General features: G+C 55.0%; 23 protein-coding genes. 12 read left to right on the forward strand and 11 right to left on the reverse strand.

Annotated elements, in window-relative coordinates:
• Nucleotides 1–165 precede the first annotated feature (165 nt).
• Nucleotides 166–567: a cupredoxin domain-containing protein gene (locus tag QEN43_RS12605; RefSeq protein ID WP_026611172.1), complete on the reverse strand. Its 402-nt coding sequence runs from the start codon at nucleotides 565–567 to the stop codon at nucleotides 166–168.
• Nucleotides 568–1,259: 692 nt separating this feature from the next.
• Here QEN43_RS12605 and QEN43_RS12610 point away from each other — a divergent pair.
• The gene (locus tag QEN43_RS12610) at nucleotides 1,260–1,652 is read left to right on the forward strand and encodes a carbohydrate kinase family protein (RefSeq protein WP_051331875.1); all 393 of its coding nucleotides are present in this window, start codon (nucleotides 1,260–1,262) and stop codon (nucleotides 1,650–1,652) included.
• A gap of 18 nt (nucleotides 1,653–1,670) precedes the next feature.
• Nucleotides 1,671–1,937: a PfkB family carbohydrate kinase gene (locus tag QEN43_RS12615; RefSeq protein ID WP_051331874.1), complete on the forward strand. Its 267-nt coding sequence runs from the start codon at nucleotides 1,671–1,673 to the stop codon at nucleotides 1,935–1,937.
• A 97-nt stretch (nucleotides 1,938–2,034) separates the two neighbouring features.
• On the opposite strand, the gene QEN43_RS12620 is transcribed toward QEN43_RS12615, so the two are convergent.
• Nucleotides 2,035–2,178 carry a hypothetical protein gene (locus tag QEN43_RS12620; RefSeq protein WP_202901161.1) on the reverse strand — a complete coding sequence of 48 codons (144 nt, stop codon included), beginning with the start codon at nucleotides 2,176–2,178 and terminating at the stop codon, nucleotides 2,035–2,037.
• Between the two features lie 307 nt (nucleotides 2,179–2,485).
• Nucleotides 2,486–2,638 carry a GntR family transcriptional regulator gene (locus QEN43_RS12625; protein WP_202901160.1) on the reverse strand — a complete coding sequence of 51 codons (153 nt, stop codon included), beginning with the start codon at nucleotides 2,636–2,638 and terminating at the stop codon, nucleotides 2,486–2,488.
• A 294-nt stretch (nucleotides 2,639–2,932) separates the two neighbouring features.
• On the opposite strand from QEN43_RS12625, the gene QEN43_RS12630 reads away from it, so the two are divergent.
• Genes QEN43_RS12630 through QEN43_RS12640 form a run of 3 tightly spaced genes read left to right on the forward strand, consistent with a single transcriptional unit; the run spans nucleotide 2,933 to nucleotide 6,785 of the window.
• Nucleotides 2,933–3,847, forward strand: a complete 915-nt coding sequence (locus tag QEN43_RS12630) for an AAA family ATPase (protein ID WP_026611170.1) — start codon at nucleotides 2,933–2,935, stop codon at nucleotides 3,845–3,847.
• The gene (locus tag QEN43_RS12635; protein WP_026611169.1) at nucleotides 3,844–4,803 is read left to right on the forward strand and encodes a DUF58 domain-containing protein; all 960 of its coding nucleotides are present in this window, start codon (nucleotides 3,844–3,846) and stop codon (nucleotides 4,801–4,803) included. The genes QEN43_RS12630 and QEN43_RS12635 overlap by 4 nt, the downstream gene beginning before the upstream one ends.
• On the forward strand, nucleotides 4,800–6,785 hold the full coding sequence (locus QEN43_RS12640; RefSeq protein ID WP_051331873.1) for a transglutaminase TgpA family protein: 1,986 nt from the start codon (nucleotides 4,800–4,802) through the stop codon (nucleotides 6,783–6,785). Before QEN43_RS12635 ends, QEN43_RS12640 begins: the two co-directional genes overlap by 4 nt.
• Before the next feature lie 9 nt (nucleotides 6,786–6,794).
• On the opposite strand, the gene QEN43_RS12645 is transcribed toward QEN43_RS12640, so the two are convergent.
• Both QEN43_RS12645 and QEN43_RS12650 read right to left on the reverse strand, forming a co-directional pair.
• On the reverse strand, nucleotides 6,795–7,235 hold the full coding sequence (locus QEN43_RS12645; RefSeq protein ID WP_026611167.1) for an NfeD family protein: 441 nt from the start codon (nucleotides 7,233–7,235) through the stop codon (nucleotides 6,795–6,797).
• Nucleotides 7,236–8,159, reverse strand: coding sequence for an SPFH domain-containing protein (locus QEN43_RS12650; RefSeq protein WP_026611166.1), 924 nt, complete (start codon nucleotides 8,157–8,159; stop codon nucleotides 7,236–7,238).
• A 503-nt stretch (nucleotides 8,160–8,662) separates the two neighbouring features.
• On the opposite strand from QEN43_RS12650, the gene QEN43_RS12655 reads away from it, so the two are divergent.
• Complete coding sequence (locus QEN43_RS12655; protein WP_317963279.1) at nucleotides 8,663–9,301, forward strand: hypothetical protein; 639 nt, start codon at nucleotides 8,663–8,665, stop codon at nucleotides 9,299–9,301.
• An 11-nt stretch (nucleotides 9,302–9,312) separates the two neighbouring features.
• Here the strand turns inward: QEN43_RS12655 and QEN43_RS12660 are convergent, their stop codons facing one another.
• Complete coding sequence (locus tag QEN43_RS12660) at nucleotides 9,313–10,128, reverse strand: tetratricopeptide repeat protein (protein WP_026611163.1); 816 nt, start codon at nucleotides 10,126–10,128, stop codon at nucleotides 9,313–9,315.
• Nucleotides 10,129–10,422: 294 nt separating this feature from the next.
• Between QEN43_RS12660 and QEN43_RS12665 the strand changes: the two genes are divergently transcribed.
• Nucleotides 10,423–11,631, forward strand: a complete 1,209-nt coding sequence (locus tag QEN43_RS12665) for an EAL and HDOD domain-containing protein (protein ID WP_026611162.1) — start codon at nucleotides 10,423–10,425, stop codon at nucleotides 11,629–11,631.
• 44 nt (nucleotides 11,632–11,675) lie between these two features.
• Here QEN43_RS12665 and cysE read toward each other — a convergent pair whose 3' ends face one another.
• A complete protein-coding gene (gene cysE, locus QEN43_RS12670; RefSeq protein ID WP_026611161.1) occupies nucleotides 11,676–12,434 on the reverse strand; it encodes a serine O-acetyltransferase in 759 nt (252 codons plus the stop codon).
• A gap of 6 nt (nucleotides 12,435–12,440) precedes the next feature.
• Nucleotides 12,441–13,166 carry an RNA methyltransferase gene (locus QEN43_RS12675; protein WP_026611160.1) on the reverse strand — a complete coding sequence of 242 codons (726 nt, stop codon included), beginning with the start codon at nucleotides 13,164–13,166 and terminating at the stop codon, nucleotides 12,441–12,443.
• Between the two features lie 85 nt (nucleotides 13,167–13,251).
• Between QEN43_RS12675 and QEN43_RS12680 the strand changes: the two genes are divergently transcribed.
• Nucleotides 13,252–14,085, forward strand: coding sequence for an inositol monophosphatase family protein (locus tag QEN43_RS12680; protein ID WP_051331872.1), 834 nt, complete (start codon nucleotides 13,252–13,254; stop codon nucleotides 14,083–14,085).
• A 129-nt stretch (nucleotides 14,086–14,214) separates the two neighbouring features.
• On the opposite strand, the gene QEN43_RS12685 is transcribed toward QEN43_RS12680, so the two are convergent.
• Together QEN43_RS12685 and ubiD are read right to left on the reverse strand one after the other, a co-directional pair.
• Nucleotides 14,215–16,635 carry a DUF3772 domain-containing protein gene (locus QEN43_RS12685; RefSeq protein ID WP_051331871.1) on the reverse strand — a complete coding sequence of 807 codons (2,421 nt, stop codon included), beginning with the start codon at nucleotides 16,633–16,635 and terminating at the stop codon, nucleotides 14,215–14,217.
• Between the two features lie 47 nt (nucleotides 16,636–16,682).
• On the reverse strand, nucleotides 16,683–18,146 hold the full coding sequence (gene ubiD / locus QEN43_RS12690) for a 4-hydroxy-3-polyprenylbenzoate decarboxylase (protein WP_026611159.1): 1,464 nt from the start codon (nucleotides 18,144–18,146) through the stop codon (nucleotides 16,683–16,685).
• Between the two features lie 731 nt (nucleotides 18,147–18,877).
• On the opposite strand from ubiD, the gene QEN43_RS12695 reads away from it, so the two are divergent.
• The 3 genes from QEN43_RS12695 to QEN43_RS21800 all read left to right on the forward strand — a co-directional run bounded on the left by QEN43_RS12695 (nucleotide 18,878) and on the right by QEN43_RS21800 (nucleotide 21,383).
• Complete coding sequence (locus tag QEN43_RS12695; protein ID WP_156912842.1) at nucleotides 18,878–19,264, forward strand: hypothetical protein; 387 nt, start codon at nucleotides 18,878–18,880, stop codon at nucleotides 19,262–19,264.
• Between the two features lie 259 nt (nucleotides 19,265–19,523).
• On the forward strand, nucleotides 19,524–20,606 hold the full coding sequence (locus tag QEN43_RS12700; protein ID WP_026611158.1) for a tryptophan 2,3-dioxygenase family protein: 1,083 nt from the start codon (nucleotides 19,524–19,526) through the stop codon (nucleotides 20,604–20,606).
• A gap of 411 nt (nucleotides 20,607–21,017) precedes the next feature.
• Nucleotides 21,018–21,383: an IS1 family transposase gene (locus QEN43_RS21800; RefSeq protein ID WP_396661535.1), complete on the forward strand. Its 366-nt coding sequence runs from the start codon at nucleotides 21,018–21,020 to the stop codon at nucleotides 21,381–21,383.
• Here QEN43_RS21800 and QEN43_RS12705 read toward each other — a convergent pair.
• Nucleotides 21,331–21,576 (reverse strand): hypothetical protein, encoded by a 246-nt coding sequence (locus QEN43_RS12705; RefSeq protein ID WP_156912841.1) that lies wholly within the window; start codon nucleotides 21,574–21,576, stop codon nucleotides 21,331–21,333. The genes QEN43_RS21800 and QEN43_RS12705 overlap by 53 nt on opposite strands.
• A gap of 276 nt (nucleotides 21,577–21,852) precedes the next feature.
• On the opposite strand from QEN43_RS12705, the gene QEN43_RS12710 reads away from it, so the two are divergent.
• Complete coding sequence (locus tag QEN43_RS12710) at nucleotides 21,853–22,494, forward strand: class I SAM-dependent methyltransferase (RefSeq protein WP_026611157.1); 642 nt, start codon at nucleotides 21,853–21,855, stop codon at nucleotides 22,492–22,494.
• The last annotated feature ends 78 nt before the right edge of the window (nucleotides 22,495–22,572 follow it).

Consider the following 22,572-nt stretch of genomic DNA (forward strand, 5'->3'; position numbering starts at 1 on the left):
TAGGGCCGGCCGAAACACGGGAAAGGCCACAAAATCCGGCCGCTTGACGAAATGGAAGGGCCATCGATGGCAGCAATCCCTTGCAGCGCTATTGAGCACGCGCCATAACCCTTGAATTGGGATCGGCACTACCCTCAGCGTAGCTGCTCATCAGGCGCAAGAATCTCACCCCTTGACCAACAGCTTACCCTTCATGCCCGCTTCCTTGTGGCCGGGAAGATCACAAATGAATTCATATTCGCCAGAACGGTCGAAGACGACCGTTTTTCGGGCCACTTCACCCGCCCTTACCTCCAAGCGCACCCCGAACTCGACAAGGGTCAAGCCGTGCTCCGTTGCTGCTCTGGAGTTGTCGATAAGCAAACTCACGGGAACGCCCGCCGGCACCTCGAGCACATTCGGCTCGTACTTAAATTCGGTCGCTACGATACGTAACTCGATCGGCACTGTGGCACTCTTCTTGGATGAAGAAGACGAGGAGGCGCAGGCTGCGCACAACCCCAGCAGTCCCACTGCGGCCACGGTGATGACAGATCGCCAAAAGTTTTTAAATTTGAAACCTTCCATATTTTTTCCTCCGGAGCTTACGCATTAGATCGAGCTCCCTTTCAAAAAATCTCGGTCAGCCTCCAACCGTGCGGCGCGTAAATTTCCCGTCGGCGTTTCACCTCACGATGTACAAACCGTTCTGATCCCTAAGAATCCAGAGGATGCGAGAACACCGGAATTGTCACTGCTAATGGATCGGAGGAATCGGCCTCGTCTTTGGCGGATTCCGTCAACCCATCCCCGGCTGGCCGAAGGTTGGAGCGCAAGTTGGCCACCACTCCATGAGTGCTGAAACTCTTCACCTGCAACATCTGAGCGCGGAGCGGAATCGCCAAGGTTTCCATTCCAAAATCGTGCCTGTTAATCACGGAAAATTTCCTTGCGAATCCGCAGTTGCGCCCAGAATTTTGTCCGTGGGCAAAACCATTTCTCCTACTATCGTTTCGATTCGCAATGAGAGACGAAGATCGCCCGAATGCCGAGGATGCCAAACCGTTGTTTTTTGTTCGCCTGATCATGTGCTGTTCTCCTTAAAAGCACAGGAAGGAGAAAGGTGCCGCGGTCAACTGTCGTTAGTTGTCAAACCTATTTGCGATAGGAATACATCGGCTTGAGGTACCGGTCGCTCTGGCGCTGAGAGTTGGGGCTGACACGGCGGGGGATAGTTGTTGCGGTTTCTATGTGAGGAAGGCATAGATGACCGCCATGTTGTGAGACTAGGCGATCGCTCCGGCTTCGGAATAGGCTTCATCGCACCGAACGACGAAAATTTCCGGGCCGCTTATCCGGGCGCCAACGTGTTGTTGCGCGCAGAACACTTGAGCGGGGCGCTTGAATCTCTGGGACGCGAGGACTGGGTTTATGCCGGGTTCGAAATCAATGAAAAGCCTATATTGGCCTCATTTCGGTATGCGCATCAGCAAGGGGCGCACACGGTGTTGAATCCTTCACCCTGGCGCTTCCCAGACTTGGCTTTGTCGAAGGTCACGGATATCCTCATGGTCAACAGGTCTGAAGCCGCCCTTTTGTTGGGGCTAGATTCCGGCACGGCGCGAAGCCCGCAACTCTGGTCGTCACTTCTATCGGAATGGATTGCGCGATAAGGTTGGACAGGTGAATTGATGGTGGCGACACTTGGCGCAGAAGGCTGCGGTGCCGTGTCGCGGAACGAGCCACCCCTGTGTCAACCCGCTTACCCTATTACGCCGGTCGATGCTTTCAGCGCCGGACTTTTGGCAGCCCTCGCGTTCTGGATGACGCTAACCGATGCACTTCGATGGGCGAACGCCTGCGGTGCCTGGGTAGCGTCGAGAATGGGCGTGTTACGTGCGTTGCCCCGTGCCACCGAGGTGGAGGATTTCATTCAAACCATTCAAATACCAAAGTAGACGGTGTAACGGGGCGAGTTACCTTGGTCGAATCACGGCCTTACAATTGCAGTATTACCCGATAAGCGTAGGCGTCGCCTCTGAATGTCCTCTCTACCTACTCTGCCATGGGCCCATTCGTGGAATCAGTCTTGCGCTTCAAAAGCAGGCAAGACCGAGGCTCGGGAAACCCGAACGCTTCCTCCTCCACATCGCTGCTCATTACCGCTTCTATGGTTTGCTCGACATACGTCAGCAACACGCCGTACTGCTCCTGCAAAAACGCGTAAACCGAGCCGGAGAGATCTCAGTCGGCCCGTTCGGGCGTGAGGGTAAGATCGTACCGGGCACATTCCCGCGACAGAAGGATGTCATCGCCCAGGCGCAAACGCATTAGTTTTAGAAACTCGCCGTCGAGGGACGGCCGAAAATCGAAGACACGATACGATCTTGCACGATAGCCCGTTCCAGTACGCGGGTCGAAGGGCGCATGCCCAATTCACGCATCTCTTCGGTAAGGCCTTTCAGCCGGCCCATCTTGGGACTAATTCCCGGAGGCGGCTTAAGCTTCACCCCGAGACGCCGTGCGTGCTGATGCGGTTCTGTGCGCGTAGTTCGTCGTAGCAGCGCCGCACCGTGGTGCAGCTGATATTGGGCGCTTCCGCCAGAGCACGCTCCGACGGCAAGCGGTACCCATCAGCAATTTCCCCGGACTGAATCATCGCAGAAATACGATTTAGCGGCTGTTTGTAGACCGGCTCGGAGAGCCCGGGGTCCGGCTTTAATCGCTCGATGAGCGTCTCGCTGTCGTTAACGACTGTGTCGAGAGCGGCGCTCCTTGAAACACGTTAAAAACCGTAGGGCATCACTTCTAGCTCATAAAAAGATACCCGATTTGAGGATCAAAACCGATTCCGGCGTTTTCACACTACAAACAAAGACCAGGGTGAGGTCAGCCGCCCCACGCTTTGCGACAAAGCTATACTTCGTTCCGAAGACGATTTCTCAGGTTCCACATGCGCAACGCTCTAAACCGACTCTTCCAGACCGCTAATACCATTATCCTCGGCAAACCGCGCCAAATCCGTCTTGCGGTTTGCTGCCTGCTAGCACGAGGGCATTTGCTGATCGAGGATGTCCCCGGGGTCGGCAAAACGACATTAGCACACACGCTCGCCAATCTGTTGGGCCTCGACTATCAGCGCATCCAATTTACTAGCGATCTGTTGCCGGCCGATATCGTCGGCTCCTCGATTTTCGACGGAAAGAGCCATACGTTTCTTTTTCAACCTGGCCCGATTTTCCATCAGATGATTCTCGCGGACGAAATTAACCGTGCCACGCCGAAGGCGCAGAGCGCCCTGCTCGAGGCAATGGAAGAGCACCAAGTTACGGTCGAGGGCCAAACCCGTTCGCTACCGGAACCGTTTTTCGTCATCGCCACTCAAAACCCCGTGTGCCAAATCGGAACCTTTCCTTTGCCCGAATCCCAGTTAGATCGTTTCCTGATGCGAATAAGCCTGGGTTATCCGGACAGCCGTTCCGAGCGCGCCTTGTTGAAGGGTGTGGAGCGCGCCATTCTGCTTGAACAAATTCCAGTTTGTCTGCCTGCCGACGAGTTGCTTACCTTACAGGGCATGGTCAAAACCGTTCATGTCTCCGACCCCTTGTTGGATTATCTTCAGGCACTGATTCGGTTCAGCCGCGAATCGGGCCATTACGAATACGGCTTGTCACCGCGTGCGGGTCTCGCCCTCCTGAACGCCGCCCGCGCCTGGGCTTTCATCGAAGGCCGCGACGCGGTCCTGCCCGAGGACGTACAGGCGGTTTTGGGTCCGGTTTGCGCGCACCGGCTGCGTCCTATATCAAACGGCGGAGCTGGTCCGGATGCCGTTGTCTCGCCGATGCTGGAACAAGTGCCGGCAGTATGAAGATGGCAACGTTCACGCTCCGTGAACGCTTAAGCCCGCACCGCTTTTTCCGCGGCGAGAAAGCCACGGACGCACCCATCACCTTGCGTCATCGGCGCATTTTCATTGTTCCCAGTCGATCCGGTTTCGGCCTTGCGCTGCTGCTCGTCATCCAATGGCTCGCTGCCATCAATTACGGCAGCAACCTGGCATTCATCCTCACCTTCCTGCTCGCTGCTGCGGCGATTTCGTCGATGCTATATAGCTATCGAAATTTATCCGGACTGATTGTGACCCGAGGCAATGCCAGTCCGGTATTCGCCGGCGATCAGGCACTTTTCGAGCTCCGGTTGAGCAACCCCGATGCTTTGCCGCGCTATGGGGTCGACGTGAGAATCGGAAATGCGACTCCGATACGGTTGGACATACCGCCCAAAAACACCGTTTTGGCGCCTCTTCGTGTCCGAGCTGAAAAGCGCGGGTGGCTCGAACTCGAAACCGTAACCATCAGCACCTTGTTTCCGTTAGGAATCTTCTATGCCTGGTCACCGATCAATCTGAAATACAGGATTTTGGTTTACCCGAGACCCTCTCGGGAGCGGCTGCCCTTCCCGCGCTTCTCCGGCGCACGGGTCGATGCCTCCGCGGGCAGTGCTTCCGACGACTTCCAAGGATTTCGGGCTTATCACGCAGGTGATCCGCTCAAGCGTATTCATTGGAAAAGCCTGGCGAAAGGGCTCGATCCGCTTATCAAGCAATATTCAGGGGGAGAAACCGAGACGCTGCGTTTAAGCTGGTCGGCCACCGAAGGAACGGATACGGAAGCGCGCCTCAGTCGGCTTTGCCGTTGGGTGCTGGATGCGGAACAGGCGCGAATGCGCTACTCGCTCGATCTTCCGGGAATCGCCATACCGGCGGGTCATGGGGCGTCGCACTGCCGAAAATGTCTCGAGGCGCTGGCTCTTTTCGGCTCATGAAGATTAGCACGCCATCGTTCAGGCCGAACCGTACGCAGCAGAACCTGCTCTTGTTCAGCGTATTCTTCGTAGCAGCGCCGCATCTCCTCAATTTGGGCCTGGGAATCGTCCTTTACTTTTCTTTGATGGCGGCTTGGCGATGCGCTTCCCAGTATCGGCCCAGCTTGCAGCCCGGCCGCCTCCTACTCTTTCTGCTGACCGTCGGCGGAGCGGCCTTGGTTTACGTCGATTACCATCGTTTTTACGGACGCGAGGCCGGATCCAGCCTATTTCTCGTCGGCCTCGGACTCAAGTTGCTGGAAATGCGGACCCGACGCGATGTCTACCTAGTGGTCTATCTCGCGTTCTTTGTGGCCTTAACCCAGTACCTGTTTTCCCAGAGCGTCGTCTTGGCGATCTATACCCTGGCTGCCGTCGGTTTGCTCATCTCAGTGCTGATCGGATTAAACGCCGGCTCCGTTCTGTCTCTCAAAGCTCAGTTGAAAATGGCGGCGCTGTTGGTGGCACAAGCGTCGCCGATCATGGTGGTTCTGTTCATATTTTTCCCGCGTATCGCGGGGCCTTTATGGGCTCTTCCGGATGATCCGAACGTGGCGAAAACCGGCCTCAGCGACATCATCGAGCCGGGTAGCGTGAGCCGTCTCGCCTTATCGAGGGAGCCCGCCTTTCGCGTCGATTTCGACGGCCCCATTCCGCCACCCGAGGATCGCTATTGGCGGGGGCCGGTATTCTGGCATACCGACGGAAAACGCTGGACCCTGCTGCCCAAACAGGGGCGAAACGATATTCGACCGCCGCAATTCGTCGGAACGGCTTACCGTTACACGATCACTCTGGAGCCGCATCAAAACCGTTGGGTGTTCGCCTTGGACCTACCCGCAACGTTTCCTCCTAACCTCTCCCTAACGCGCGACTATCTGCTATTAGCACCGCAAACAATCGGCGAGCGCCGGCAATTCACGATCACGTCATATCCGAACTACCGAACCGGCGAACTTAGCCCGGCCGAACGCAAGCTAGGCCTACAATTACCGGATAAGCCGTCGAAACGCATTGTCCGACTAGTCGAGCGCTGGCGCAGGTCCTCGTCTGCTCCGCACGACATCGTGAACAAGGCGCTGCTTCATTTCCGAGAGGAGCCTTTTGTATACACACTCAATCCGCCACCGATTTCGGACAAACCCGTGGATACGTTCCTTTTCGAGACCCGCAGAGGCTTCTGTGAGCATTACGCCACGGCGTTCGTTTACCTCATGCGCGCCGCGGGAATTCCGGCCAGGGTGGTGACCGGGTATCAGGGAGGGCAGTGGAACCCAGTAGGCCATTTCCTGGAGGTGCGGCAAGCCGACGCCCATGCTTGGGCCGAAGCGTGGTTACCTGGGAAAGGCTGGACTCGTATCGATCCGACTGCCGCGGTGGCTCCGTACCGAATCGAGCAGGGTATGGATTTGGACCGACAGTGGGCGGACTCCCAAGGCGGTCTTGATGCCGTCGAACGAGCTATGTCCGATCCTGCTCTGAGGTTCCAAGACTGGTACCTTCGGGTCCGCCTTGTTTGGAGCAGTATCGATCACGCGTGGAACCAATGGGTACTAAGCTACAACCCGGAATATCAAAAGCGGTTCTGGGAAGCACTTGGCATCGTTGACTGGCGAGGGTTGATCACCTGGTTGGCGGCACTCTTGGTTTTTCTCGCCGCATTACTCGGACTTTGGCTCAGGCCTCGCCAAAAACCGGCAACAATCGATCCCGCTCTCAAGGCATACAGTCGTTTTCTCGGGAAATTGGCGAAACGCGGTGTGATCAAGCGGCCGGGTGAAGGACCCCGGGACTTCGCCCTGCGCGCCGCGTCTGAACATTCCGAGGCTGAGGAAGCCATCGCCGCGATTACCGCGCTCTTCCTCAAGATCCGCTACGGACGGCAAGCGGAGTCATCCGACATCGATCGGTTGCGGCGGCGCGTCAAAGCGTTTCGAATTTGAAAACCGCGTCTACTCCGCTTTTTCCACCTTCAGAATTACGCCGTCCGCAGCCACTACCCTAATCTTGCTGCCCGGTTCGCAGTCCTCCCCTTGCACCTTCCAGATGGAATCATCCACACGGATCCGACCCTGACCGTTGACGATTGGGTGCTCGAGCGTAAAAAGCCGTCCTACGTATTGGGCAGCCCGTTGATTCAGCAAAGGTTGGTCAGTCTCGATCGGATGCCTTTTCAGAAATAGCCGGAACACCGCGATACTGACGACCGACAGCACTGAGAACAGTATCAGCTGATACTCCCACGCCAGCGCAGGCACGATCAGCTTGACCACACCGACCACGAAAGCCGATTCGGCCATCCACAAAAAGAATATCCCCGGAGCAAGGAGTTCGACGATGAGAAGGAAGACACCGAGCGCCCACCAGTGCCAAAAAACGACCTCGAATGCCATTTAGCTTGCCTTCTTCGAAAACGCTTCTTTAGTGATTTCGCCGATGCCGCTCAAAGCCCCGATCACGCTGGAGGCCTCCAATGGCATGAGAATAATCTTGTTGTTTTCCGCGGCCGCCAGATTTTGTAGGGCTTCGACGTATTTTTGAGCGACGAAGTAATTGATGGCCTGAACGTCGCCTTTGCCGATGGCTTCAGATACCATCAAAGTGGCTCGTGCCTCCGCCTGGGCAAGGCGCTCGCGGGCTTCCGCCTCCCGGAATGCAGCCTCCTTTCGACCTTCGGCTTCCAGAATGGCGGCTTGTTTTTCGCCGTCGGCGCGCAGTATGGCTGCTTGTTTGAGACCTTCCGCCTCGAGCACGGCCGCGCGCTTGTCTCGTTCCGCTTTCATCTGACGCGCCATGGCGTCTACCAGATCCTGCGGAGGGGTAATGTCTTTGATCTCGATACGCGTTACTTTGACACCCCAGGGCGTGGTCGCATCGTCAACCACCGAGAGCAAGCGAGCGTTAATTTCGTCCCGCTTCGACAACAGTTCGTCGAGATCCATAGACCCCATGACGGTACGGATGTTCGTCATCGTGAGCTGCATGATGGCGAGGTTCAAATCGCTTACTTCGTAGGCTGCTTTAGCTGCATTCACAACCTGGAAGAACACAACGCCATCCACTGTGATCATGGCATTGTCCTTGGTGATGACCTCCTGCGATGGTACGTCCAGGACTTGCTCCATCATATTAATCCGTGCGCCGATTTGATCGACGATCGGTACGATGACATTGAGTCCGGGCTTAAGCGTCGCCGTGTATTTTCCGAATCGCTGCACCGTGTATTCCCAACCTTGGGGAACGAACTTGACACTCAGTACAACCAGAACGATGGACAGCACCAAGAGAAACAATACGAAAACACTAAATGCGCTCATCTCTCCCCCCTTTATCGATTCTTACTGCGTGACGCCTTTGTTAGAGATCGGCTGGCTTCAAACGAAAAAGTCAACCGTGTCTTTTTTTGTGGCTGCCGAAGCTTAGCTATGAACACGGAAAGGACATGCTAGTGTTCACATTGCCAAATTTTAACGATTCAGAAATTTTCCCAATTGATTACAAGCTCCGGCAAAACTTGTCTATTTCTTTGATCTTTCATTTTAAAACAAAGCTTTATACGATACACAAAGCTGTGTCAAAAACAGTGTACGCCTGTGACGGAGTTGTGGATAATTTTGCCCCGGATTTCTTCACGTTCGTTCGGCACATTCTTTCCACAAACTTTAGCAGGAGTTTTCAAAGGAGGGATGAGAGCCGCTGTCCGAAGCTAACAACGGAATAAAGACGGTTTTGTGCCGTTAAGGAAAGTGCTAGAGGGACGTGCGAGATCTCGACAAGCTTGCTGAGATCGTTGATAGGAGCATCGCCTGGGGAGGAAAAAATGTACCAGCTATCAAACAGAGACTCTGCCCACGTGACGGAGAAGTCCAAGTCTTATTGGCACCAAGGAAAATACAAATATCGGAGTTCTTCCCGCACCAAGCTGATTTTTTTCTTGTCCATCGTATCGATCGTCGAAGCGGTGATGCTTCTAATCCTGTTTATCCAGTTGGCACTGACCGAACAGGAAAAGCTGGAATTGACAGTCTTGGAGAAGAAACAGGCCCAGGAACTCAAAGCGCTTAGACCCGAAGTTGAAAGACTACGGGCCGAGATTGCCTCGTTAACGGCTTCGCGCTTGCCGAATTTGGCCAAGCTGGAGTTAGATAAAGTAATCAACCTCGAAATGGACTATGTGAAAAACATTGTTTTCACTGTAGCGGGCAAGGGCTCCGATAAGCATTACGAGTATAAGATCGTCATGGAGAATTCGGGTCTGTCGCTGGTCCACCCGGCGGTTGACATCCTTTTCTTCGACCGGGTCGGCGTTCAGGTGGGCTTGTCGAAGATAGGATTTCATGAGGACGGCACGCCGAATCTGGATATGCTAGAACGGGGCGAGGTCCGCTCTTTTTCCGCAAGCGTCGATTTGGTGGATGACGCCAAACCGGAATATTTCCGGGTTAAAATTCACAAATGAGCGTTGGCCCGTCAGACATATAAGGCGCTGGCGAGCCGCCCGCGGTACTCCCGCGTGAGATCGTGATCGTCGCCAAGGAATGCGAAAACGGCGAGACAAGCTTTCCGTGCACCGTCGTCGTCGTAGTGCCTAGCCTTTCTCACCACGTCGATGAAGCCTGACAGGGCCCGCTCGAAATCGGCACTCTTCAAGTGCTTAATCGCGGAGAGATAGGCTGTCTTGACGGGAGCGTCGGGCAGGGTTTCCGGCTGCTCGGTATACTCGAACAACCGGGAAAAAGTACGAATACTTTCGGCCAGCGGATAAACATCCGAATCGGGGCCAATCCCAGCAACCATCGCCGCGGCTCTCTTATGGTCGGATGAGAGTAGCAGGCGAGCCAGCATGACAGCTGCCGCGGCATTGCCCGGCTCGGCAGCAAGTACCTCTTCCAAAAGCGCGGCAGCTTTATCGGAGTGGCCGGCCAATATCTCGTTCTCCGCCTGCCTGATCTTTGCTCTAAGCGGACTCGGCAGGACGCGGTTCAGCCACTCCTCGATCATGGATTCCGGCAATGCACCAGTAAACTCGTCGATCACTTGGCCATCGACGAAAAGCTTGACATTCGGGATGCTTCGAATCCCATAGCGTGCGGCGATTTCCGGCAATTCCTCCGTGTTAATCTTGACCAGGGTGAAACGCTCCGAATGTTTTCCGGCAAGGCGTTCCAAGATCGGACCTAAAGCACGGCAGGGCGCACACCAAGGGGCCCAGAAATCGACCAGAACCGGGATGGTGTGGCTGCGCTTAAGTACATCACTGTCAAAGTCGATAGTTGAGTCAGACATGAGTACTCCGTCTGGATATCAAGGTTCTGCTTGGCACTATATATACCTATTTTTCGGAAGTTGAACTATTCTTTTGCTCGGTCAGGAGCTAAAGGCTGGTTTCGAGCTGTACTGGCAAAAAACCTCCAAATGCCGTTCAAGGTATCCACTCTTGGTCTATAGGACATGCTGGTCTTTGCCAGGCAGTCCTTGTTTCCCTACACCTATCCAACGCCGGCGAAAAGACTAGTGTTCGCGGTTCAATGATCGGGTAGATCGCACCTCCCGGAATCTCGGATAAAAGACTGGATTATCATGAGAAACGATTTTCTCATCGGACGACAACAAATTTTCGACCGCGATTTGCGCGTTTTTGCTTATGAATTACTGTTCCGCGACATAAACGGCAACACGGTGGAAGCATTCGGGCCGACGGCCGCCAGCAACCAAGTCATTGTAGATAGCCTGCTCGAATATGGTTTGGATCAGATTGTCGGGACGCAACTCGCTTTCATCAATTTGACTCGGGAAAACCTACTCTCCGAGACCGCCTTGCTGCTGCCGAAAGAAAAGACAGTCATCGAGGTGTTGGAAGACGTCCATATCGATGATGCTTTGATTAAGGCCCTGCAAAATTTGGTTACGCAAGGTTACAAGATTGCGCTCGACGATTTCGATTTAGACGAACGTTGGCTCCCTCTGATCGAATTCGCGCATTTCATCAAGCTCGACATTCAAAAAATCACGGTGGACGCTGCCAGATCGATGATACAGCGGCTAAAGAAGCTGCCGATTCGATTTCTGGCAGAAAAGGTGGAAACACAGGAGCAATATCAGGAATATCGCGCACTCGGCTGCGAGTATTTTCAAGGATTTTTTTTCAGCCGGCCCAACATCCTGCGGGGAAGACGGCTGGAAACGAGCCAACATGCGGTCTTGCAGCTTCTGGCCAAGATCAATCAGCCGAATATCTCTATCCCGGAACTGACGCGCACGATTTCCACAGACGTGGGACTCAGCTACAAGCTTCTCCGCTACATCAACTCAGCATTTTATGCGCTACCGAAAAAGATCGACTCTCTGAAATATGCGATTACTTACCTCGGTATCCGCGAAATCCAGCGTTGGGCATCTCTGATCAGCCTGGCGAGCTTTCCCGATCAATCAAGCGAAATCATCAAGATCGCACTGATTCGAGCGAAAATGTGCGAATCGCTCGCGGCTACCCGGAGGTTGCCGAACAGCGACCAGTTCTTCCTTGTTGGTCTCATGTCAACTATCGATCAATTGCTCGAGATCCCTTTGGACGAAGCGGTTTCGAGCCTGCCTTTAGCAGGCGAGGTCAAAGAAGCGCTGGTGTTTCACACAGGGCTCGCGGGAGAGGCCCTCGACTGCGCGATCAACTATGAACGCTGGCAACTGGACGCGGTGCATTTCGAACATCTCGACTTGGGTCAAGTCGGCCGGATTCATCTGGACAGCGTCGGCTGGGCAAACAAGATTTTCGAAGTGCTGGAAAGATAGCTTCCGCGACGGCGTGATTCGCGGCTGGAACAGGTGCTTTCTCTTTACTTTTCCTCACCTGTTTTCAACTCGCAATGCTCCAATTCGGGTAATGGTTCTTCCGAGACGTTGATTCCTTGCTGTTTCAGCGCTCGCTTTAACGCTTCGATTTGCTCGTCCAGCGCCTGTATGTGATCGAGCATATGGTTGATAGCGTGAGCCACCGGATCGGGCATGTCGGGCGTCAAACCGTAGGCGTCGAAACGCAGTTTGCTGGCGATAGCCTGCCGCCGCGCTTCGTGAGCCTGGCGATCGGCGCTCACCACATGGCCTGGAATTCCGACGACCGTAGCGCCGGGCGGGACATTCTTCAGTACGACAGAATTGGAGCCGATACGGGCGCCGTCGGCTACCGTAATGGGACCCAGTATCTTGGCTCCGGCGCCGACCACGACCCCATTTCCCAGCGTCGGATGACGTTTTCCCTTTTTCCAGGATGTTCCCCCTAATGTCACGCCGTGGTACAGCGTGCAATCATCACCGATCACCGCCGTTTCGCCGATGACGACCCCCATGCCGTGGTCGATAAAGAAACGCCTCCCGATTCGTGCGGCAGGATGGATTTCGATGCCCGTCCACCAACGGGCCAGGGTTGAAATAAACCGCGCCGGCCACTTGAACCCCAAGTTCCACAAACGATGGCTAAATCGGTGCGCCAAAATCGCGTGCACACCCGGATAGGTCGTAAAAATTTCGAAATAGGATTGCGCTGCCGGATCGCGCTCGAAAATGCAGCTGAATTCTTCTTTTAATCGTTGCCACATAAACGATCAGGTCTGAGGTCGTATTCGCATTTGAACGGCCGTCAATATGCCGCGTAAAAGATGGATTTCCTTTTTCTCCAGCTTAGAACGGTTAAAGATGCGCCTGAGCCTGCGCATGACCGAAGGCCCCGCTTTCCTCTCGTGGAGAAACCGAAGGTCGTGCAAAGTGCGCTCCAGGTGTCCGTAAAAAGACTCCATTTCTTCGGCTGTCGCCAACGCCGGAGCGGCAAAGTCGGCAGATGCTTGTTCCCGAGCGGCCAAAAACAGCTCGTAGGCTACGATCTGAACGGCAGCCGCGACATTCAGCGAGCTGAACTCGGGATTGCAGGGAATGTGGAGCAAATAATGACATCGTTCCAATTCCTCGTTGGTGAGCCCAGAATGTTCCCGTCCGAACAAAATGGCTGTCTTTGCGTTGCTCGCGCTGACCAGTTGCGCGCATTCCCGCGGATCGAGCTGAGGCCAAGAAATCGTGCGTAGCCGTGCACTGGCTCCGACCACCAAGGCGCAATCGCCTATGGCTTCCTGTAGGTGATGGCAAAGCCGCGCGCCGGCCAGTATGTCATCGGCCCCGGACGCCCGGGCGGTAGCTTCTCCGCTGGGAAAAACTTTGGGCGAGACCAAGGCCAGATCGCGCAGTCCCATGTTTTTCATGGCGCGTGCCGTCGCGCCAATGTTGCCGGGATGCGTGGTTCCGACGAGCACGATCCTGACATGGGACAAGCAGTTCATGCGTCAGCGATGGGAAAACCGAAAAAAGTAAAATATTATCAGAAATTTGATAACCTAAATTGTTTTTCAACCAGCCGATTCCAATATGGATCCCATGCTCACTATCGCGGTTCGCGCGGCTCGGGCGGCGGGCGATATTATTGTCCGTTCGATGGACCGGGTGAACCTACTTACGATCACGCCGAAGGGACGAAACGACTTTGTCAGCGAAGTAGACCGCCAGGCGGAACGTGAAATCATTCACACTCTGCAGAAAGCGTACCCCACCCACGCTTTTCTCGGCGAAGAAAGCGGTCGTCAAGGGGCGGCAAAGACCGATTTCGTCTGGATCATTGACCCCCTGGATGGGACCACTAATTTTCTCCACGGCTTTCCTCAGTTTTGTGTGTCCATTGCTCTGCTCCATCGCGGGCGCATCGAAAAGGGAGTGATCTACGACCCGCTTCGGCAGGAACTGTTCACAGCCGCGCGCGGCGCGGGTGCATCACTCAACAACCGGCGCATCCGGGTGAGCAAGCAGAACGGGTTGAAAGGAGCGCTACTCGGCACCGGTTTCCCGTTCAAAGATCAGCGTCATGTCGATGCCTATCTCGGTATGCTGCGAGATCTCATGAAGGATACAGCGGGCATTCGGCGCGCCGGATCTGCCGCGTTGGACCTGGCTTATGTGGCAGCGGGACGTCTGGACGGGTTTTGGGAAATTGGCCTCAAAAAGTGGGACATGGCCGCGGGTGTCCTGCTGATTCAGGAAGCGGGCGGCATCGTGACCGATTTGGCTGGAACGGGCAAATATTTCGAGTCCGGCAATGTGCTAACGGCCAATCCCAAGCTCCATCAAATCATGCAGGGCGTTATTCAGCCTCATTTGACCGATGCGCTGCGCGCCACAGTCGACCCAACCGACGACCCGTCGGAATGACCCCCGCGGGTGCGTAAATCGCTTATCTAGTTTCTTCTGTTGCCTCGACCTACCTGGGTTGTGAGCACACCCGGGAAGCACTGTCCCGGAGTCGCCCGGCCTGGAAATCCAGGCCGGGCAAATGAATTCTCAATCCGCCGACGGCCTGTTGTCCCCGCGCGCCGTCAGGATTTGCCGTAGCTGATCACCGTTCAGATTCAGATTCACGTTCCGAGGCGGGAATGGGAACGGGATTCCTTCCTTGCGGAAGGTATCGTCGATCTCGAAACAAAGATCGCTGATCACCGCATCGAGTTTTCCAGCATCGTGGACAAATGCGATCAGCTCGAAGTTTCTGACACTTTCCGCAAAGCCTTTGAACAAAACGACGGGCGGAGGCACTCGTCGGATTTCCGGGTGATCCAGCGCGATCTTCGACAGAAGGTCACGCACCCGTTTGGCGTCCGTATCATGAGACAAGCCGAGTGGGAGCGAAATGCGCCCCACCGGTTTGTCGGCATAGGTCCGATTCGTCAGCGCACCCGAAATCAACGTGGAGTTGGGAATGTAAACCGACGCGCGATCGGAGGTCGTAATTTCAGTCGCCCGGACGCTAATCTTTTTGACATGGCCCTGATGATCGCCCACCACGACCCAATCGCCGGCTTTGATTGGGCGTTCGATGAGAAGAATCAGCCCCGACACGAAATTGTTGACGATATTCTGCAAGCCGAAACCGATGCCGACGGATAGGGCACCAGCAATGATGGCTAGATTGGAGAGGTCTATCCCCAAGCTTGAGATCGCCAGCATGGCCGCCACGGCAAATCCCACGTAGCCGGTCCCGGAGCGGATCGAGTGCCGGACGCCGACATCCAGTCGCGTCTTCGGGAAAATGCGCTGATCCAGAGCCTTCTGTAACATGCGAGTGGCCGCGAGTAGCCCAGCGAAGAGCGCCAGCGCCACGAGCAAGTCAGCCACCGACAAGGTGATGCTGCCAATCCGGAAACCGAAGAAGACGTCGTGAAGCCAAGCGGTAAGATCTTTGCCGGCGGCACCCCACAAGATCAACAGCGCAACCAACCCCATGACCATAATCAAGAGGTTCAGGGTCCCTCCAACCCAGAACTTGAGCATCTCCGCACCATCGTCACTCAGAACCAAGCTGCTGCGGAGTTTTGCGCCCAGAGCCGATTCCTTACTCAAGATGTGGTCGACGAGTTCGTAACTGAGCTTCCGGAGGAGAAGCACGGACAAATAAAGTCCAACCGTCAACACCAGCTGAGTAGCCAAATACTCGGACAACACCACATAACCGAGCAATCCCGCTATCGGGATGACGTAAACCAAGGCCTTCAGCACATATCGAAGGCGCTGCCAGCCGGGGCTGAGTGGTTCTCTATCGGGGGAGAACCATATCCCTCGGCGCAGCAGACTGAGCAACAATGCGGCAATCAGCACGCCGAACAGAAATTTTTGCAAAAGGGTCGATTCGACCGAGGCATTAAACTGAGCTCCGACTTGCGCTAAGACCCGGTCTAAAGCAAATACAATGGCCAAACCTTTCACCGTGCGGCTGATCGCCAGAGCCCCGGCGTCATGAACGTGAACCAGCCGCCATACGGGCTCGAACGGAGCCAACGCCGCCCGGGAAAAGCCCGTCACGAAAAAAAGCGCAACCAGCGAGAACAAAGCTGTACGTGCCACCGCGAATGATCGCTCAGTCAACACGCCCGTATAAAGGAGGCTCAGGAACAGCGCCAAAGCGGCGGCCGACGGCAGTAAAGCCCGAATGAACCCCGTGAACAGTGCCGTTCTCAGCCGGTCGCCGTAGGTCGGTTCCGCTTCGATTTCGATATAGCCGAATTTTCGGATCAACTGCCTGCGTAAGGGAAACGCTAGGAGGATCGCCGTGCCTACTCCTAAGGCCAAACGCCAGCCGATAGCCCACGCGTCTTTCGCAAAGGTGTTGCTGGTCCACCACTGCTGAACGTTGTGCGTGATGACGCTAAGTCCCGTATTCACCTCAGACCAGGCTTTACGCCATACTGCTGGTGAAAGCGGCGACACGCCACGCTTCAGGACGTGCTCCGTGAAACGGGCGCGTCGCAAGGACTTCACGTCCCCCGCAATGCGGGCGGCGCGAGCGATAATGAGGTCGGCCTCTTTGATCGCACCTTCCGCGGCAGCCAGCCGTTCGTTGATGGCTTTACGCTTAGCCGCCACCGTCGGTACTTCGGGGGGAGCACCCTCCGTGGGTGGCGGCCCCAACGCAGTAAGCTCGTCTCGAATCACTTGAATTTGGGGACGAGCGGCTTCTTCCGCAGCGCGGGCCTCAAGCTGAATCGTTGTCAGTTGATCGCGCAGAGCCGCAAGCCTTCGGTCGGAAATTTCAGGGTCGGCCAATTCTTTCTCGGCTTCGTCCAGGACTTTTTGCCACTCTTTCAGCAATTCGTTCAGCGGGCGTGCCTGCTCCGACTCGGCCGACCAGCCGAGTCCGAAATACGACCCCAACAAAAGAAGCAGCAGGACCAGCCAAAGGAAGCGCAGTATCGGAGAATATCTAGTCATCTCAAAAGGTGCAGCGATGGTGATTGCAACCTGTCAACAGGTCTCGTCTAAATCCCCAAGCTATCCCAGAGCCGATCGATCTTCAGCCGAACGGCTTCGGTCATCGCGATGGGTCTTCCCCATTCGCGAGATGTTTCACCGGGCCACTTGTTGGTCGCATCGAAACCGACCTTCGAGCCCAGACCGGAAACTGGCGAGGCAAAATCCAGATAATCGATCGGCGTGTTTTCGATCAGCACCATGTCGCGCGCTGGATCCATGCGGGTCGTCATCGCCCAGATCACGTCCCGCCAATTGCGCGCATCGATGTCGTCGTCCACGACAATCACGAACTTGGTGTACATGAACTGACGCAGGAACGACCACACGCCGAACATCACCCGTTTTGCGTGCCCTGGATATTGCTTTTTCATGCTCACGACGGCGAGCCGGTAAGAACAGCCCTCGGGAGGTAGGTAGAAGTCAACGATCTCCGGAAACTGCTTCTGCAGGATGGGCACGAAGACTTCGTTCAGGGCGAGGCCTAGAACAGCCGGTTCATCCGGCGGGCGTCCCGTATATGTACTGTGATAGATGGGGTTTTCCCTCTGGGTGATGCGCTCGATCGTGAAAACGGGAAATTCTTCCACTTCGTTGTAATAGCCGGTGTGATCGCCGAAGGGCCCTTCCGGTGCGGTTTCGCCGGGGTAAATAAAGCCTTCGAGGATGATCTCGGCCGTCGCAGGTACTTGCAGATCGCTCAACAGACATTTCGCCACTTCCGTTTTGGCACCGCGCAAGAGTCCCGCGAAAGCGTATTCGGAGAGTGAATCCGGCACCGGCGTCACGGCTCCAAGAATAGTCGCGGGATCTGCCCCCAATGCGACCGCCACAGGAAACGGCCGGCCAGGATGAACTTCCTGCCAGTCCTTGAAATCCAGCGCACCTCCCCGGTGCGCGAGCCAGCGCATGATGACTTTGTTCTCAGCGATGACCTGTTGCCGGTAAATGCCCAAATTTTGTCTTTCCTTGTGTGGACCTCGGGTGATGACTAGCGCCCAGGTGATCAAAGGCCCCGCGTCTCCTGGCCAGCAAGTTTGGATCGGATAACGGCCTAGATCGACATCCGCACCGGCGTAGACAATTTCCTGGCAGGGTGCACTCTTCACTTCCTTGGTCGGCATGTTCAGCACCTGCTTGAACAGCGGCAGCTTGTCGAACATATCGCGCATGCCTTTCGGAGGCTCCGGTTCCTTGAGAAAAGCCAGGAGCTTTCCGATTTCCCGCAGTGCTTCGACCGACTCCTGCCCCATTCCTAAGGCAACCCGTTTTGGCGTGCCAAACAAATTCGCGAGCACACGGATATCCGATCCTGTCGGCCGCTCGAACAACAGTGCAGGACCGCCCGCCTTGAGTGTTCGATCGCAGATTTCGGTCATCTCCAGATTGGGATCGATTTCGACGGTAATGCGCTTAAGCTCGCCGATCGCTTCCAGATAGAGAATGAATTCGCGGAGATCACGGTATTTCATGGAATCGTGACTCGGGCATTAATGAGACGGGCTATTGTACCCGCAGCGGAGACTTGCTTTTAGGCTGGACATGCCGAAAACCGGCTTTATCTCGTGCGCAAGTCCGCCATCGACATGTGTAGAACCTGCGCAAAATGCTGTGGGCAAGCTGTATTGAAGCCACGGATGGCTCAACCAAGCCTCGTTATCCACAGTTCTTGCCCAGGGGAACGACAATTATTGTCCACAGCAGCGGTTGCCTTAACTCTTTGTTTTGTCGGATAGAAAAACACTTATTTCAACAAATTCACCGGGCTAACTGTGAACACGAAGAGAAATTTTCACCTGTTTGCAATTGGCACAGTGGGCAATGAGATTTCTACTAGCGGTGGCCGCCTTTCCTAGGCCGATTCCGTGCTTCTGAGTCCGAATTACGGGCTGCTCTGGCTATCGAGATCGCCATGACATCGCATCATTCCAGATAGGCGCTTGCAATCGATGTGTGCAGGATTGCACGAGAAAACGAATGTGCAGGAGAAAAAACTTCAGTCTCGTATGTTTGTTGGACTTAGCTCGATTTACAGTCCGATCGTCGTCTTTACTCCGAGGCCTTGGAGTTATTTCAGTGGGCGGTTTGTGCTGAAACGGGTTCGAAGGTTTTTCGTAGTCCTTGGGATAAGCGCTTAGCGAAACATTCCCTCAGACCGGGTTGTCGAAAGAGCGGGGACATAAACATCATGACGAGGTGAGGTATGAACTTCTATAAGATGCTTTGGCTGACGGCAGCCCTTTCGCTGTTCACACCTGGTCCTGTTTCGGCGGAATTCGAGAGAGACGGAACGGCACCGGATCAAACGTCGCGCCCGGGTCTCATTTACGTCGATAAGGCATTCAATAACGCCATTTTTAGTTATTGGGCTTTCGACGGAATTCGCTTCTACGTCAAAGATCCGCAAATCGTCTATGTGAACAAAGCGTACGGGCAGGCCATATACAGCTACCCGGGCGTCGGACCGGATACCGTTACCGCTTTCAATCTGGAATATGTCAGCCCCGCTTTCGGGCAGGCTATTTACAGCTATCCGGGAAACTACAACGTCCCGGGTTCGGCAGACGGGTTAAGGCGACTGATCGACTGAACCCGCTGTTCGAACAAACAGGCGCCGATTTCCACGTTCGATGCATAATCCTACGGTTGATAAGGAAGCTGACCGAGGATCGTATTTTCACGCATAGACCAGAGATTTTTCCGGGCGCGATACTGCAATTCTGCCTATAGGTAGATGGTGTCGGTTCCGGAGGATCCCACTGGTCGGACAGATTGCGACCGAGGAATAGGGACTTATGACACCGGTCGAGAAGTTGCCTCCAAGAAGGACTCGAGGGGAGAGGGATGCTATGAGAGGATCAACGGGCGAAGAACTCCAATATTCGGATTATTTAGGGCTTGATGTGTTTCTCAAAGCCCCGGTTCCAGAAAGCGGGCGAGTGCCTGGGGCAGTTCACGATGAAACCCTGTTTATCATCGCGCATGAGGTGCGTGAGCTGTGGCTCAAGGAAATCCTTCATGAACTGAAGTCGGTGCTCGAGTTGTTTTCGGTGGTGCCCCTGGGGCGGCGAAAGATCGGGTTGATCGCGGCGCGCCTCGGTCGCCTAGTCGCGGTCCAGCGAATCATGAATCGTCAGATGGAGGTCCTGGAAACAATCTCGCCGCTTGACTTTCTCGAATTACGGGATCGTTTTTCCTCGAACACTATGTTCGAGAGCAGTCGGCTACGCGAGATCGAACTTCGTCTGGGACTTGCGGCACGAGGGACCCAGCAATCACTCGATCGGTTTCGGCCTGAAGAACGTGCGGCCCTTCGCAAAGCACAAGGCGAGAAGAGCTTGTTCGAGGCCGTCGATGATTGGCTTACGACCATGCCTTTTCGAAGCATCGACATGAGGGAATTCTGGTCGCGTTACCGCAAGATTGTGCATGATACCCTGGAACGGGATTACCAGTCGGTGCAGAGCGATCCTAGGCTGTCCGGCTGGGATCGAAAAAGGCAGCTCGGCAGACTCGAAAATGCCCACTATCGGTTCGATGCGCTGTTCAAGCCGGAAGAGTACGAATTGTTGCGGGAAGAAGGATTATTTCATTTCCGCCAATCCGCCGTGTTGTCTGCCCTATTTCTTCTACTCTATCGGGAGGAACCGTTTCTGGACGGGCCATTTACTATCCTCAAGCGGTTGATGGATATCGACGATCAGCTGGTCGCTTGGCGCATTGATCGTGCCTTGTTCCAGCAACAGGTGTGGGGAGCTAAACTGGGACCGGGCGGAAGCACGAGCTACGACTACGTTCAGGAAACGATGGAAGAAAAAAGAATCTTCAAGGATTTGTCGGGTCTTGCGACGTTTCTGGTTTCGCGTTCCGATTTACCGGCGCTGCCTCAAGAGATCAGAAGAAGCATTGATGTTCACTTCGGTTCCGATTGATTTCGACGAAGATAGGCACCTGCGGAAAGTTCGATCTCGTGGTGAGCTCTGTCGTTTCGTATCCGGCTAGCTCGGGAATGTGAAGTCTGAAGTAGAAACAATGCTTCAGAGGTCTCAGCGATGGTGGTTTAGATGCTTCTCTGTCAGCACTGCGGAAGTGACCGGATCGTCTGAAACGGTGCCGCACCTGTGATCGGTAATGTCGTCAATGTCCCGCGCCCCGCGGCTCTTCCGAAGCCGAGCGCGAACAGCTTCTGCCTGCCTATCAGGAGCGCAGCAGCTTACGGGGGCTCCAACGGACCTTTGGCGTCGCGCCCGCCACGGTCGCCGAGTGGCTCAAGAAAAGTCCAAAGCCTGCCGCCTCTGAGCACCACAATAGTCGAATCACCTCAGGCCAGCGGGGTTTCACCCGTGCTTGAATGCGATGAGGCCGGGAGCTATGTTGGCTTGAAAGCCACACTGGTGTGGCTGTCGATCGCCTCCGCCTCGCACGCTCGCCGAATCGTGGCCTACGCTTTGGGTGACCGTACGGAGGCCACGGCTCGCCAACTGTGGGATCGAGTTTCGGGCTGCTATGATGAGGCCGAGGCCTGGGACCCCTATAGTGCTGTGACCCGTGAATCAACATCGGCCTTGCCGGAAATCGGCGGGTCGAACGGTTCACGTCGAACGTTGGGACAAGACCTTATGCCACCGCCTGCCGCTATACCCGAACGGTCTCGTACTATCCAAAATAGCTCCGCACGGCGGCTTCGATCAGGTTCCACGGAACGATGAGCGGCTTTTTAGAAATCCGGATTGAGAGCGTATCGCCGTTGATCCGATAGTGTCCCTCGATTCCATTGCCGGCAAATTGTCCTTTTTGTTCGTCGCCGACGAAATGGATACCCTTGTCGCGTGCTGCTTCTTTGGCCTTGGCGACGAGTTCTTCCGCCGGGCGGTTTAGCTTGACCTCCACTACTTTGCTCATGATCGGGGTGCCCAACGTTGAGTAATGACTCAACTATATTAAATGATCTCGTCTGGCGTAGCATGGCATTCTCGGCAAAAAGCCGCATGTCGGGCTCGACCGCGAAACAATCGGATTCCCATAGGCGTAGTTAACCTTTATCATCAATAATAATGTGGCGAATGATGCTGAAGTTTCAGCGGCGCCTTCACCGGGTGGGATGCCAAGCAAGAATTTCTTGAAAAACAACGAGAAGTCTCATCGATAATGCTACCGGATGGGAGGAGAGACAACACAATGCAGCTCGAATACATCCTGAAATCGTACGCACGTTATGCACCAGTATACGACCAGACTTTTGGTTGGATGCTGAGCTTCCGTGGCCGTTCGATGGCGGCCGGCGTTACCAACAAGCGTCCGGGCAAAATACTTGAGGTTGGGGTAGGCACTGGTATTAGCCTTTCTTATTACCGCAAGGAGCATGAAGTTCATGGCATCGATATTTCACCGGACATGCTGGAAAGAGCGCGGCAGCGGGTTGCGAAAGGCAAACTTACCCATGTTTCGAGCCTGCGCATCATGGATGCGCGACAGCTTGAATTTCCCGACAACACTTTCGATGCTGTAGTCGCGGCGTACGTCATGTCGGTAGTTCCGAACCCGGAAAAGGTGATCCGCGAAATCGAACGGGTTTGTAAACCTGGCGGAGATGTGGTTATCGTGAATCATTTCGCGGCAGAAAAGGGTATCAGGCGCGATATCGAAAAATTTCTGGCGCCGCTCTCCAATAAGCTGGGTTGGCGTCCCGACATGCCAGTTCAAGAAATCCTAAGCAACACTTCGTTGCGCGAGGTCAAACGGCACACACTGCCGCCGCTGGGTATGTTCACCATGTTGCATCTTCGTAAGGATCTCGACACGACGTCGCAGGCGGTGTAATAGGGTTCAAGCAGTCACCTCGCTTCGACGAGCGGAGCAAGGCAGAAAAAAAAGGTGACCCGGGGTCACCTTTTTTCA

It is taken from the genome of Methylocaldum szegediense (assembly GCF_949769195.1).
Taxonomy (GTDB): Bacteria; Pseudomonadota; Gammaproteobacteria; order Methylococcales; family Methylococcaceae; genus Methylocaldum; species Methylocaldum szegediense.